Source organism: Actinomyces urinae (assembly GCF_900119695.1).
Taxonomy (GTDB): domain Bacteria; phylum Actinomycetota; class Actinomycetes; order Actinomycetales; family Actinomycetaceae; genus Gleimia; species Gleimia urinae.
Map to the genome: position 1 here is coordinate 338,537 of NZ_LT632547.1, position 14,202 is coordinate 352,738.

A 14,202-nucleotide genomic window follows, 5' to 3' on the forward strand; every position below is an offset into this window, starting at 1 on the left:
CGGATGCAATTCCCGAGGCGCTACCTGAAATCGCGGGACCTGCCCGCCACCGGAACAGGTAGCGCCTCAAGCTTGTCCGCCACCAAAGCAGACGCGCCGCCCGGCGCGCGCTCAACAACACCGCGCACCACCAGCGCCGCCTCAGTCAAACCAACTTTGCGAAATCTCTTCCAAAGCCCCGGCGCGCAAACCACATTCGCATAACCCGTCTCGTCCTCCAACGACAAGAAAATCGTCCCCCTAGCCGTGTGGGGACGCTGCCGATGCGTCACCAATCCCCCAATGCGAATGCGCCGCCCTGCCTCCACGCCCGCGATTTCTCCGCACGACAACACGCCAGCAGACTCCAGATTCTGGCGAACCAACTCCATCGGATGACGATCCACGCTAACGCCACTAGCCTGGTAGTCCGCAACCACTGCCTCCGCCGGTGTTAACGGCTTCAAATCCGGCACGCTCCCCCACTCCAGCGGCAATGTAGGTTGGTAAGCTTCCTGCCCCACAAACGGAGCCACCCACATGGCCTGCCTGCGCGAATCCGCAATCCTCCCAAGCGCGCCAGCCTTAGCCAGCCTCTCCACTTCCTTCGAACTGAGCATCGCCCGTCTCGCCAAATCCTCCACCGACGCGAACTCACCCTGCTCGCGGGCACTAACAATCCGATCAATGCTCGCATCAGACATGCCACTAATAGTTGCAAGGCCCAGACGAACACGTTTGCCCGCTTGCGGAGTAACCGGAGGGATCCTCCGGGCCGCATTTGCGCCCTCGAACTTCTCTACACCTGTATCTAGTAGCGAATAGTTAACATCTGCGCGCTCCACCAACACGCCATGCCTGCGCGCATCTTCCACCAGCGAAGAAACCGAATAAAAGCCCATCGGTTGCGACGAGATTATCGCAGCGTAAAACTCCTCTGGGAAATGCACCTTCATCCACGCCGACGCGTACACAATATAAGCAAACGAAAACGAGTGAGATTCGGGAAAACCAAACTCTGCGAAACCTTGGAACGAACCAAAAATCTGATCTGCAACCTCCCCCGTAATCCCATTCTTTGCAAACCCCTCGTACAGGGCCGGACGCAGGCGCGCCATCATCTCAGCGCTACGCTTAGCCCCCATCGCTTTGCGCAACTGATCGGCCTCGTAAGGCTTGAACCCTGCCGCGTCTATCGCTATCTGCATGAGCTGCTCTTGAAAAATAGGGACCCCCAGCGTCTTTTCCAAAGCTGGCCTAAGAAGCGGGTGCCAATAAGTAACAGGCTCGAGACCCCGCCTGCGCCGTAGATACGGATTCACTGCCTGACCCTGGATTGGCCCCGGGCGAACCAAAGACACCTCAATCACGATGTCGTAAAAACAGCGCGGTTGCATTCGCGGGAGCGTACCCATTTGAGCGCGAGACTCAACCTGGAACACGCCAACCGTATCCGCGTTGCACAACAGGTCATACACCAACGGGTCCTCGCTCGGCAGGTTGTACAAATTGAAAGGTTTCCCGTCAGTTCCCACGTGTCCTGCATCGCGAAGCGCATCAAACATTTTTCTCAGCGCCGTGAGCATTCCCAGACCGAGCAGATCAAACTTCACAAGTCCAGCTTCCCCGCAGTCATCCTTATCCCACTGGAGCACGGTTCGTCCCTCTTTACTGGCCCACGCCACGGGGCAGATTCTTGAAACCGGCTCGCGAGTAAGCACCATCCCTCCAGGATGAATACCCATGTGACGAGGCAGCTTTGACATCTGCTTAGCAATACCTACCACCTTTGGGTCCGGCTTGACCCCCTCTAAATTCTTCGCCCAAACAGTTGCCACCTCACCCGGATACCCGAACGCTTTTGCCGCATCTCGCAGCGCTGAACGAGGCTTATAAGAGATCACATTTGCCACCTGGGCTGCATACCGACGCCCGTAGCGCTCATAAATATGTTGGATCACCACCTCGCGCCTGACCGCCTCAATATCGATATCAATATCGGGAGGCCCGCTACGCCCCTCCGATAAGAATCGCTCAAACAACATCTTGTGCTTAACCGCGTCCACAGCCGAAATGCCGAGCGCAAAACAGACAGCTGAATTAGCTGCCGAACCGCGACCTTGGCACAAAATATTTTCAGCTCTACAAAAATCCACGATCTCTTTAACTATCAAGAAATAGCCTGAAAACCCCAGTTTTGCGATCAACAACAGTTCGGAATCAATCTTCTGCCACGCCTGCGGGTTGCGCGCCCTACTGCCGTATCTTTCGCTCGCACCTTCATACGTTAAGTGACGCAACCAGCTGTCATCATCAAACCCATCGCGAATGTTTGCGCGCGGCAAATGCGGAGCAACTAGCCGCAGATCAAAAGCAAGCTCTTGCGCTAGCTCGGCCGCATTCTCTACCGCCTGCGGATAGTACCTGTGTATTCGCAGCATGTCGCTAGCTGAACGAAGAACCGGGGGGAAAGCCTCCAGGTAAGGTTGCGCCTGCTCTAACGTGGCTCCAAGGCGTATCGAGCGCAACACGTGAGCGAGTTTCAAAGAACTGACGTCCGCGACACGCGCCCCTGTTGTTGCCACCAGCTGTAATCCCGTGCGCTCAGCGATACGCGCCAGATAATGAGCTTCACGCTCTTCTTCATCCGGAGTTGAAAGAGCCGACTCTATGACCACATTCCCAAATAAATCACGAAGTTTAGCTGCCAGCATGACCGCTTCATCCATGCCGCGGCCGTTCAAAGCTTGACGGATTGGACCTCGCGCAGTTCCTGTAAGGATCGTCCAGTTTCCCGAAGAAAACTCTGCGAGCTCATCAAGAGTTAAAACCGTGTCCGTTCGCCCTGTTTTGGACAGTTGGAACGCCGATAGAGCGTCACAAAGCTCGTGATAGCCCTGCACATTATTAGCGAGGATTGGCAGATGATATCCGCCTGCAATCCTGATTTCTGTGCCCTGTACGCTCGCGATCCTGTTTTCTCTGGCGGCAACACTAGTCTGTACTACCGAAAACATGCCGTCATAGTCAAGGATTCCAATGGCATCCAAACCCAGTTGCGCTGCACGCTCAACCATCACTTCAGGCAGATTTGCTCCGTGAAGGAACGAAAAGGCGCTGTGCGCGTGAAGTTCTGCGTAGGATGCCACCTACCAATCATATCGAACAAATGTTCGATACCTGCACCCTGCCTCGCCTAATGATCGGAAGAGAGGCGCCCCTTCGACTCTTCTAAATAGCAGTTTCCACACAACGACTCGTAAGTAACTGCTACCCCATCAATCGCTACCTGATCTCCGTCAAAAACGAATCGATCATCCACTTTACGGCCGTTAAAAACCGCTTTTTTACCGCAGCGGCAAATAGTTTTAAGTTCTTCAACCGAGTGCGCGATCTCCAGCAAACGCCGAGCCCCTGGGAACGCTATGGTTTGAAAATCAGTTCGAATGCCGTACGCAAGCACCGGGACGTTATCTAACACCGCAATACGGAACATATCGTCAACCTGTTTTGGAGTGAAAAACTGAGCTTCATCAACAAGTAGCGCTGACACGGGCTTGGCCGCCAAATTCTGCATCAAAGCGTTAGGGTCAACCCCTGAGGCTACATTCAAGAAAACGTCACGCAGGTTCTCATCTTTCCCAACCAACATGTCTACTTCGCGCGTAACACCCAGCCGAGAAACGATCTGCGCATCCCCCTTGGTGTCAACCGACGGCTTAGCGAGCACCACTCTTTGCCCGCGCTCTTCATAGTTATAGGCGGCCTGTAGCAATGCGGTTGACTTGCCAGAGTTCATCGCCCCGTACCTGAAGTAAAGCTTAGCCACAGCTCGCACCTTCCTCTTTCCTCTACTGAACTAATACCACAATGCAGCGAGCATCCACTCACCCGAGACCCATTTAATAAGCACCCGCGGCGCTCCTAGGGGCGCCGCCACGAGCCACGCCCTAGGCGCAGACACCTCGTCCTGCCCATCCCACCACCTACCAAGGATGGGCCATGGGCCGCGCACGTCAGAGAGAACGACCTCCTCTGCCGCGTACAACCCAACATCTAATTCCGCTACTTCCTCGACATTAACAACCATGCTTCGAGGCGTGGCGTTCAAAGTTCCATCCGACCGCAGCCTGACTGCCCTCCCACCTTCATCAAACAGGCACACAGACAGAGGGCTCTCGAGCACCGTAGCGGGAGATTCTTCTTTTAAGCCCCCGACCCACATGTCTTGGAACGAAGCGTGATTTTGCCATTTTTGAGGCACATTCCACTGCTCCCACACAGCTGTTTCCGGGGCGGCACCCCACTCGGTTTGCACCACTTTGCTCAGAGGATCAAATCCTGGCCTCACTCGCGGCCGCAGCACCCCGTCCAAACCAACTAACGCCTGAAGCCTGAAGGCCACCGTACCGGCGCGAACATCGTCCTCGCTACGGTCTGACCACAACTGCTTCGCAAGATGATCTATCGGAACCAGATCGCGGGCAGTCAGAACAATTTTTTCAACCCCAAATCTTTCTTGCGAATACTCGCCCTCCATGGATGCTCCTGATCTAGCCAGCTCATCAACCCAAGATTGAACTTGCCAACGAGTTCGGTCAACCAAATCGCGCGGTGCGGGAAAATCTATTATCGCCCAACGTCTAGATCTCTCAACCCTTCCCACAGCCCCAAGAATAGTTGCGGTTATATCCACCTCATTTGTAGCTACCTGCTTTGATACCAGCTTTTCAACCAGACTTGCGGCTTGCTCCAACAAATACCCCAAAGCCACCCCCAAATCTGTCACCGGGGCAGGAAATACAACAGTTTGCTCGACAAACTCTTCTGGCGCGCGCTCAGCTTTGCGAAGCATGCCAGCCTGCCACAACAACCTGTACAAGCTCTGCCCAACCTCACCAAAACGAGCTAGAACATGCTCCGCACCAAGGGCTCGCAAATCGCCAACCGTCCTAACTCCCAGGGCGGCAAGAGAATCCAACGCTTGATCCAGATCGCTTTCCTTTTGGGACATAAGTGGTTTTAAATACCTTAGCGACAAATCGCTCACGCGAGATTCGCCAGGATCTACAACGCCATGCAGGGCCCCTACCCAGGCCTGCAACAGCCCTTCACCAATCCCCACGTAGCATTCACTTCCTGTCTGCTCCGCGATCACGTCAATCACTCGTTCACACAGCGCCTCTTCGCCACCAAAAGTGCGCGACGCAGAAGCGGGGATCCAGGCTATTCCAGGCTTCACCATGCATACGGTTGCCGATACCTCTCCCAAAGCATCAAGCGCGACATTGAATGCCCGCAACGAACGCCCCGGATCGCCTGGCATAACTAAAAGCTCGTCACACAGGTGCTCTGCAAGGGCTCTTCGCATCCCCACCGCTACGCCCATCGCACGAGCTTCGCGAGTCACGTGAGTTATTCTCCCCGTAGCAGACACCAAAGCAGCCGGCGCCCCCGGAGGGCAGTCAATTACCAGCGCACTCGTCTCCCAATCTGGGAAGAACACCACAGCTAAACGAGTCACACTGCCCTCCTGACCAAACCGAGAGAGCCATCGGCCTCACTATTTCGCGACTGCACGTACCAGGGTTTAGAAATCGAAAGCCAGGGCACGGTAGTCAGAACAGACGACCTTCTTGATCTAGCACGCCCCGCTAGAGCTCTTTGATTTTGGGCTGACAACGGAAGCGGTCCTGCAACCACCAGATCAACTCCATCTATCAAAGCCGCCAAGACTTTAAGAGACTGCTCTTTCACCCGAGGAACAAAAATGACCTTTTCGAGTGGGATCCCCTTCTCTAAAGCCGCGCACCAACCAACGTTTTTAACACCAACAACGCCTACCCACTGATCGTCCTTGCGAAGGCTTATTACCGCCTCAAATAACGCCTCGTTTCCACCACGAACATGCCACACATTGCCCGCGCGCAAAGGCGCGGGCGAAACGCCCATCGCCGTTTCCGCTCGAATAAGACTCAATCGCGCCTTTTCTAAACGCCGCTCCCGCTCAAGTGTTTTAACCTCCACCGTTTGCTCGCTTCCTCCCCCAAGAGTTTTCGAACATCTGTTCGATAGTGTATTGCAGGGGTGGGACAAGAAAAGTGGAGATACTTCATTTTTGGCTTTAGCAAGCTTCAAAATCGCCGCAAAAGCCCGCATTTATCGCGCAAAGACAACCGTCGCGATAAATTGAAAGTGACCTTCACGACAACAGACAGGAACTCCAAATGGACCTTGAATCACGTCCAATAGCACCCCATCCAGACGAGGCCCTGCCAAAACTTCCGACTTTCACGCTAACGTCCAACGCTGCGAACGACATGCAGGTTATGCCCGCGGCCCAAACCGCCCCGGGAGGGTCCGTATCACCCCATCTTTCCTGGAGCGGATTTCCTGCCCAAACCCAGTCTTTTTTCGTCTATTGTTTTGACCCCGACGCGCCTACTCCGGCCGGATATTGGCATTGGGGAATTGTTGATATTCCCGCTGAGATTACCGAGCTAGATGAAGGCGCGGGAGAATCCGATCTACATCTGGAGGGGCCGGCCTTCCATCTGCTAAACGACGCGGGGCAAGCTAGCTATTACGGAGCTAACCCGCCCAAAGGTGACCGCGAGCACCGATACGTATTCACCGTATACGCACTCGACACCCCCTCGTTAGGACTGGATGACGACGCCTCTATCACCACGGCGTCGTTTAACGCCCTATTCCACGCACTTGCAAAGGCATCATTGACTTTGACCTTCAAGCAGTAAGTTTCCTTAGTTTCTCTATCGTGGAGCACGCACCTAAAATGAAGGGCGTGCTCCACGTAATATTTTTTGAACCCAGAATCCCGGGAAACTCTGGCGCCGCAATCCGTCTGTCTGCGTGCACCGGATCCATGCTTCACCTAGTTGACCCACTGTTCGACATGGACGACACGAAGCTTAAGCGCGCTGGCCTCGACTACCACGACCTAGCTCACGTTCGCGTCCACGAAACTATTGATGAAGCCTTGGATCAAATACCCGGCTCTATCTACGCTTTCACCGGGCATGCCACCACCCACTACAACGACATCCAATACCGCGATGGGGACGGACTGCTGTTTGGTCCCGAACCAACGGGCCTGCCAGAAGAGATCATGGCCCACCCGCGCGTAACTGAACGCCTGCGCATTCAGATGACGCCGGGAACAAGGTCGCTAAACCTTGCAAACTCAGCTGCTATCGGACTCTATGAAGCTTGGCGCCAGCTCGACTTCCCCGGGGGAATCTAACCCAGCACTCCTGCACGCGGATAAGATTCCTATCCCTCGCTGGACCAGAGCCCTCTACTTGCGATCAAAAAGCTCCGCGATCTCCACAATTCTGCGCGGATTCGTGAACCAAATCCACACCAGTCCTATCACGGGAAGGATTAGTGGCGCGTAGTAATAGCCGGCACCAAAGTTCGCCCATGTGTTTCGAATAGCACCAATATCAGCAACGCCAAGACCAATGATGCCGGTGGATAGAACTCCAGCAAGCTCAACTAGCAAGGCAGTCCAACCGATGATGCGCATACGTCTGCCGTTATGAGTGATCGCTGCAGCGATCAAAACATAGCCGAGTGCCGCAATAAGGGACAGCACGCGCGGGCCGATTGGTTGATTTGAAAAGTTAACGAAATCAACGAAAGACGTGTACGTGAAGTAGATTGCGAATACCCAAAACACGGCCATAACAACCCGTCCGCCCCCGTAGGAAGCGCCCCGGTTATCCGTTGCTGGCCGCGGCTCAGTTTCTGCCGCCCGTACACTATTACGCATCCAAAACACCTCGACTTTCGGTGCTATTTTAGCGAAAACCAAGTTCTTGCGTCGATTTACCTTGTAGATACGATAGAGGCATGACAAATATCGAATTCATTATCAATAACGCAGCAGACGTTGAAGCTGACCTCCTGGTTGCCTACTACCTTGAAGATGGGGCCAGCATTGAGGTTCCCGGACTTAATGAGGCGGCCAAGGCCGTTGACGCAAAGACTTCTACCGGCGCAAAGACCATACTCCCAGGCACTGAAATCAAGGCACGCAAGATCGCCCTGGTAGGCGCTAAGGCAGACGAGCTTCACTCACGGCGCAACTCCGACTTCTCCAATGGCATAGAGCTTGAAGGCACCGGCATTCACCGCCACCTCGCCGCCATCGGCACCCGTGGTGAAAACGCAAAAAACGTGGTTCTAGCCGGAAAATACGAAAATGAGGACGACGTCATCCAAGCGGGCATCGGTGCGCTACTAGGCAGCTACACCACTCAAAAGTACGGTGCCGAAAAGGCAAGCGGACTCGAGCAGCTCACAATTCTCGCACCCGAGGGAATTGACACCCACACGGTGGCAAAGCGCATTAAAGTTCTGGCTTCCTCCATGATGATGATCATGGATCTAGTCAACCGCGCCCCTAATGACCTCTATCCCGCAAAGTTTTCTACCTACGTGCAAGACGCTGTTGCAGACCTGCCCATCGAGGTTGAGATTTGGGATGAGAATAAGCTTGCCGAAGAAGGCTGTGGCGGTATCCTCGCGGTTGGCTTGGGCTCTGATCGTGGTTCCCGACTGGTCAAGCTCAGCTACGCGCCCAAGAACGCGAGCAAGAAGATCTCTTTGATTGGCAAGGGCATCACGTTCGACTCCGGCGGTATTTCCATTAAACCAGCCAAGGGCATGGAAGCCATGAAGTCTGACATGACTGGCGCGGCAACCGTACTCGCGACCACCGTTGCTGCGGCGGTACTGGGCCTAAACGTTAAGATCGACACCTACCTCGCCCTCGCAGAAAACATGCCCGGAGGCCGTGCACAGCGCCCCTCCGATGTCATCACCATGCGCGGAGGAAAGACCGTTGAAGTGCTCAACACCGACGCCGAAGGCCGCCTGGTGATGGGCGATGCCCTCGCACTCGCAGCTGAGACGGACACCGACGCGATCGTTGACATCGCTACCCTAACCGGCGCGCAGATCGTTGGCCTGGGTGAACGCACCGCCGGCGTCATGGGCAGCGCCAATGTTCGAGATTCGATCGTATCCAGCGCGGCCAAGATGGGCGAAGCCATGTGGAGCGCCCCGCTTCCGTCTTACCTGCTCGACTCGCTGAAGTCTGACGTAGCTGACATTGCGAACTCGGGGACGAGAGCGGGCGGCATGATGGTTGCAGGCGTGTTCCTACAAGAGTTCGTAGCCGACAAGCCGTGGGCGCACATCGACATTGCCGGCCCCTCCTATAACGATGGCAGTCCCTGGGGCGCCAACAACAAGGGCGCAACTGGAATGAGCATGCTGACTCTGGTCAACTGGGCTGAGTCACTCGCCTAAAGAAACAGCTCTAGAATCCCACCTCGTCCAATCGAGATTAACTTCTTTTTAATCGCGATTGGGCGAGGTTTTTACGTGTCTATACCCCGCTCCCTTCTTGTTACATAAGGCACAAAACAGGGGTTGAAAATTTGATCACAAAAGAGGTAATCGTAGACGATCAGTGCGAGAATGAGCGGTAAGTAATGACCCTAGGTCAAAACTCGCATAAGGGGAGAATCACGTGAGTGAAGAAATGTACGATTTGGTCATCCTCGGAGCCGGCTCCGGCGGCTACGCAGCCGCCCTGCGCGCCAGCCAGCTTGGGCTAAAAGTAGCCCTAATCGAAGGCGACAAGCTTGGCGGCACCTGCCTGCACCGCGGTTGCATTCCGACAAAGGCATACCTGCACGCAGCAGAGGTTGCCGACACGGTCAAGGAATCCGCTTACTTTGGCGTGAATTCTAACTTCGACGGAATCGACATGAACCGCGTCGCGGAATACCGTGACCAAACCATCAACCAGCTCCACAAGGGTCTGCAGGGCCTCATTAAGATGCGCAAGGTCGACTACGTGCAGGGCTGGGGCAGGCTCACGGGGAAGAACACCGTCACCGTAGACGGCAAGGAATACCGCGGCAAGAACATTGTTCTTGCCTCCGGCTCCTACTCTAAGACCATTCCTGGCCTCGAAATCGAAGGTAACGTGATTACCTCTGAGCAGGCCTTGCAGATGACCTGGGTTCCGTCTAAGGCAATCGTGCTTGGCGGCGGTGTCATTGGCGTTGAGTTCGCTTCTGTATGGGCATCCTTCGGCGCTGAAGTAACCATCATTGAGGGGCTCGACCGCCTCGTTCCTGCTGAAGATGAGGCCATCTCAAAGAACCTTGAGCGCCAGTTCCGCAAGCGTGGCATTGATTTCAAGACCAAGACCATGTTCGAATCTGTCACTCAAGATGAGTCCGGCGTTCACGTCAAGACGAACGACGGTAACACCTACGACGGCGACATTCTGCTAGTGGCAATCGGACGTGGCCCGGCCACCGCAAACCTCGGATACGAGGAGCAGGGCGTCAACATGGAGCGCGGCTTCGTACTCACAGATGAGCGTCTGCGCACCAACGTTGAGGGTATTTACGCGGTTGGTGACATCGTCCCCGGCCTGCAGCTGGCACACCGCGGCTTCCTGCAGGGCATGTTCGTCGCCGAAGAGATCGCTGGTTTGAACCCCGAACCAATCGTTGAATCAGGCATTCCTCGTGTAACTTTCTGCGAGCCTGAAATCGCCTCCGTTGGCCTCACCGAGAAGCAGGCTAAAGAGCAGTACGGAGGCGACAAGATTGCCACGCAAGAGTTCAACCTTGCTGGCAACGGTAAGTCCCAGATTCTGAACACCGCTGGCCTAGTAAAGCTCGTGGCCCTCAAAGACGGCCCCATCGTTGGCTTCCATGCAATTGGCGCGCGAGTTGGCGAGCAGATTGGCGAAGGCCAGTTGCTTGTAAACTGGGAGGCGTACGCTGAGGACGTGGCCAGCATTATCCATGCGCACCCAACTCAGAACGAGTCCATTGGAGAGGCGGCTCTAGCCCTCGCTGGCAAGCCGTTGCACTCAGCCTAAGGCCCACTACTTAAGGAGATACGTAAAGTGGCACAAGAGATTAAGATGCCAGCTCTCGGTGAGTCCGTCACCGAAGGCACTGTAACCGAATGGCTTAAGCAGGTGGGTGACGCCGTCGAGGTAGACGAGCCCATCGTCGAAGTTTCTACCGACAAGGTTGACTCTGAAGTTCCTTCCCCCTACGCGGGCAAGATCGTCAAGATTTTGGTCGAAGAGGACGAAACCGTTGAGGTTGGCTCCGTCATCGCCCTAATCGGCGACGAGGGTGAAGCAGAAGCTCCCGCACAAGAGCCTGCTCCAGTGGAAGAAGCGCCGACTGAAGAGGCCCCCGCAGCTGAGCCGGCACCCGCCGCACCGGCTGACGAGGAGTCCCCTGCCCCGTCGCCAGATGGCGAACTTATCGAGGTTAAGATGCCTGCCCTTGGCGAATCGGTAACCGAAGGCACCGTTTCTGCGTGGCTAAAGGCAGTTGGCGACAAGATTGAGGCCGACGAGCCTCTGCTGGAAGTCTCCACCGACAAGGTCGATTCCGAGGTTCCCTCCCCCGTCTCTGGTTTCCTCGCCGAGATCAAGGTAGACGAGGATGAAACGGTGGACGTGGATACCGTAGTTGCGGTCATCTCCACCGGCTCCCCGGTTGCGGCAGATGCAGGAAGCAAGCCCGAGCCCAAGGCTGAACCTGCTCCGGCACCGGCCCCAGAGCCCAAACCAGAACCGGCACCTGAGCCCAAGCCAAAACCTGCTCCGGCACCGGCCCCAGAGCCCAAGCCAGAACCGGCCCCTGAACCCAAGCCAAAACCTGCTCCGGCAGAACCTGCCGCCGAGAAGAAGCCCGAGCCGGCTCAGCCTGCTCGTGCTGACATTTCCGCGTCCGGTAAGTACGTCACTCCGATTGTGCGTAAGCTTGCAAAAGACCTCGGTGTCGATCTAGCTGATGTAACCGGCCAAGGCATTGGCGGCCGTATCCGCAAGGAAGATGTCTATGCTGCCAAGGAAGAGTCCGAGAAGCGCGCCGGCGCCACCACTGCCCCAGCGGCCACTGCACCTGGGGCTGCGAAGAGCAAGGTTGTCGAAGACACTACGCTACGCGGCACTACGCAGAAGATGACTCGCATGCGTCAAGTTATTGCTGATCGCATGATGAGCTCGCTGCAGGGATCGGCACAGCTAACCACCGTCGTAGAGGTTGACGTGACCCGCATCGCAGCGCTACGTAAGCGCGCGAAGGCTTCGTTCGAGTCTCGCGAAGGCACCTCGCTGTCATTCCTCCCGTTCTTCATCAAGGCGACCACGGAAGCACTCAAGATGTACCCGAAGGTCAACGCCGAGATTAAGGGCAAGGAAGTTGAGTACTTCAACTACGAGCACATTGGAATGGCGGTTGACACCGAGCGCGGCCTCATGGTTCCAGTTATCAAGGATGCTGGCGACTTGACGCTCTCGGGCATTGCACGCGCGATCAACGACCTCGCCGCTCGCTCGCGTGACGGCCAGATCAAGCCGGAAGAGCTCTCTGGTGCAACGTTCACCATCACGAACACCGGCGCGATTGGCGCACTGTTCGACACGCCGGTGCTTAACGCGCCGCAGGTTGGCATTCTTGGCGTTGGCCGCATCGTCAAGCGTCCGATGGTCATCAAGGATGCGGATGGCAACGAAACCATTGGTATTCGCTCCATGGTCTACCTTGCCCTCACCTACGATCACCGCCTCATTGATGGCGCTGACGCGGGCCGCTTCCTCACCGCGATCAAGAACCGCCTGGAAGAAGCAGAGTTTGAGGCCGAGCTCGGTCTCTAACTTTAACTAACTATGGGGCAGTCCGGTTATCATCGGGCTGCCCCATTTTTTGCCAGCACCAGTTTGAGTTGGTAGCGACGAAACACCTTCGAGGAGATTCCCCCTGCGCCACCTAGAGCTGTTCAGGATCCACAGAGGTAACATCACTTACACGCCAAGGAGGGCCGGTAAAGGTCAGCTTCAACCGACTAGCCGGCTGCGCCTCAACCACCTCGCAGGCATCTTCCTGACACCGCTCATGTTCGTTTTGGGTAAAGGTTGCGAGCACTTGTAACGGGGAGCATTCCACGACCTGCACATCTGTTACCGCAGTTTCTAGGTTTCGAATCTCTATTCCCGACTGCTCGACACTCTCAATCAGCTCAACATCTTTTTCAAAAACCTTGCTGCCTGTATCGACCACGATCTCCAGCAATGCTCTATCCGATGTCGCTATCGCCCTATTTCGTTTTGTAGTTAGATCCGAGACGACCGACTGTGCCTCGCCAGATGAAGGGCACTGAATCGCAGAGGTATGCGCTTCCTCAACCGATGAGGTTACGGGCACTGGCGCCACCGGCCGGAGCCACCAAAAACCAAGCGTGGCCATACCCACAATCACAAGCGTTGAGGCAACCGCAATTCGCGCGCGCCCCTGTTTTCGTGACCGCACGTGCCGGCCTCCCGGGCGCTCCCGTAGAACCGTTTGCGCCATAGAAGTCTCTTTGCGTAGCAGATCGCCCGCATTCAACATTGAGGCATCAGACTCCACGGCAAGCGCTGCGCCTCCGTAGTATCCCTTAAGGTCCGCCGATTCTAAGACTTGTTTTATCGAGGCTCGAGTCGCTGGATTTGCATCCAACGCCCGCTCCACAACCGAGCCAGAAAATCCCAATTCGCGAGCTAAAGCTCCCCACGCCCACACATCGGCCGCCAACGGGTTTGTACCCTGCTGACCACCCAGCTTCTCCGGCGCACCAAACCCAGGCGTGAAACCAGTACCCAGCAGGTGGTCCACCAGCACAGCCCCTGCAGTTCCAACAACCACGTTTGCACTCGAAACATCACCGTGAGCAAATCCCGCCTCGTGCAAATCCTTCAATCCTGAGGCAACGTCACGAAGCAATGCGCGCACTCGATTCTTTGTACTCGCTCCAGGCAATTGCATCCACTGATTGAGTGGCATGCCCTCCACCAGCGAGGTGACGAGCCCAACGCGCGCCCCGTCGGGGACAACGTCAATCAATCGCGCAACGAATGGACTATCCAGGCGCGAGAGGGTCTCCAGACGCTCAGCAAGAGAGTCTGCCTCATCCCTTGAAACAAAACGAATCAGGCAAGCTTCACCAGTTTTTGTAATTGCTTGCCATATTGTGCCCGAGGATGACACGGTAAACGGCTGAATGATTTCATAGCCCATGATGCTCATGAGATAACTCAACCACATTAAGTCAATCCCATCACGCACCGGGAGGCACCTGTGGATTACTTGCGGTAAACTTGGAAAG

Annotated in this window: 11 protein-coding genes; 5 read left to right on the top strand and 6 right to left on the bottom strand. The window is 55.7% G+C overall.

Features of this window, described 5'->3' with window-relative positions; genetic code table 11:
* Window positions 1-20: 20 nt before the first annotated feature.
* The 4 genes from BQ7114_RS02845 to BQ7114_RS02860 are packed head-to-tail and all read right to left on the bottom strand — an operon-like array spanning window position 21 to window position 6,006.
* Window positions 21-3,128 (bottom strand): error-prone DNA polymerase, encoded by a 3,108-nt coding sequence (locus BQ7114_RS02845; protein WP_072341694.1) that lies wholly within the window; start codon window positions 3,126-3,128, stop codon window positions 21-23.
* 47 nt (window positions 3,129-3,175) lie between these two features.
* The gene (locus tag BQ7114_RS02850) at window positions 3,176-3,808 is read right to left on the bottom strand and encodes a thymidine kinase (RefSeq protein ID WP_072341697.1); all 633 of its coding nucleotides are present in this window, start codon (window positions 3,806-3,808) and stop codon (window positions 3,176-3,178) included.
* A gap of 30 nt (window positions 3,809-3,838) precedes the next feature.
* Window positions 3,839-5,503, bottom strand: a complete 1,665-nt coding sequence (locus tag BQ7114_RS02855) for a Y-family DNA polymerase (RefSeq protein ID WP_072341700.1) — start codon at window positions 5,501-5,503, stop codon at window positions 3,839-3,841.
* Complete coding sequence (locus tag BQ7114_RS02860) at window positions 5,500-6,006, bottom strand: hypothetical protein (protein WP_072341703.1); 507 nt, start codon at window positions 6,004-6,006, stop codon at window positions 5,500-5,502. Before BQ7114_RS02860 ends, BQ7114_RS02855 begins: the two co-directional genes overlap by 4 nt.
* Window positions 6,007-6,206: 200 nt before the next feature.
* On the opposite strand from BQ7114_RS02860, the gene BQ7114_RS02865 reads away from it, so the two are divergent.
* Together BQ7114_RS02865 and BQ7114_RS02870 are read left to right on the top strand one after the other, a co-directional pair.
* Window positions 6,207-6,737 (top strand): YbhB/YbcL family Raf kinase inhibitor-like protein, encoded by a 531-nt coding sequence (locus tag BQ7114_RS02865; protein WP_072341706.1) that lies wholly within the window; start codon window positions 6,207-6,209, stop codon window positions 6,735-6,737.
* A gap of 47 nt (window positions 6,738-6,784) precedes the next feature.
* A complete protein-coding gene (locus tag BQ7114_RS02870) occupies window positions 6,785-7,243 on the top strand; it encodes a tRNA (cytidine(34)-2'-O)-methyltransferase (protein ID WP_072344680.1) in 459 nt (152 codons plus the stop codon).
* A gap of 54 nt (window positions 7,244-7,297) precedes the next feature.
* Here BQ7114_RS02870 and BQ7114_RS02875 read toward each other — a convergent pair whose 3' ends face one another.
* The gene (locus tag BQ7114_RS02875; protein WP_072344683.1) at window positions 7,298-7,774 is read right to left on the bottom strand and encodes a hypothetical protein; all 477 of its coding nucleotides are present in this window, start codon (window positions 7,772-7,774) and stop codon (window positions 7,298-7,300) included.
* A gap of 80 nt (window positions 7,775-7,854) precedes the next feature.
* Between BQ7114_RS02875 and BQ7114_RS02880 the strand changes: the two genes are divergently transcribed.
* The 3 genes from BQ7114_RS02880 to sucB all read left to right on the top strand — a co-directional run bounded on the left by BQ7114_RS02880 (window position 7,855) and on the right by sucB (window position 12,715).
* Window positions 7,855-9,318 carry a leucyl aminopeptidase gene (locus tag BQ7114_RS02880; protein ID WP_072341709.1) on the top strand — a complete coding sequence of 488 codons (1,464 nt, stop codon included), beginning with the start codon at window positions 7,855-7,857 and terminating at the stop codon, window positions 9,316-9,318.
* Between the two features lie 223 nt (window positions 9,319-9,541).
* A complete protein-coding gene (gene lpdA / locus BQ7114_RS02885; RefSeq protein WP_195906701.1) occupies window positions 9,542-10,915 on the top strand; it encodes a dihydrolipoyl dehydrogenase in 1,374 nt (457 codons plus the stop codon).
* A gap of 27 nt (window positions 10,916-10,942) precedes the next feature.
* The gene (sucB, locus tag BQ7114_RS02890; protein ID WP_072341711.1) at window positions 10,943-12,715 is read left to right on the top strand and encodes a 2-oxoglutarate dehydrogenase, E2 component, dihydrolipoamide succinyltransferase; all 1,773 of its coding nucleotides are present in this window, start codon (window positions 10,943-10,945) and stop codon (window positions 12,713-12,715) included.
* Between the two features lie 112 nt (window positions 12,716-12,827).
* Here the strand turns inward: sucB and BQ7114_RS02895 are convergent, their stop codons facing one another.
* Complete coding sequence (locus tag BQ7114_RS02895) at window positions 12,828-14,141, bottom strand: protein kinase family protein (protein ID WP_143236781.1); 1,314 nt, start codon at window positions 14,139-14,141, stop codon at window positions 12,828-12,830.
* Window positions 14,142-14,202: the final 61 nt, after the last annotated feature.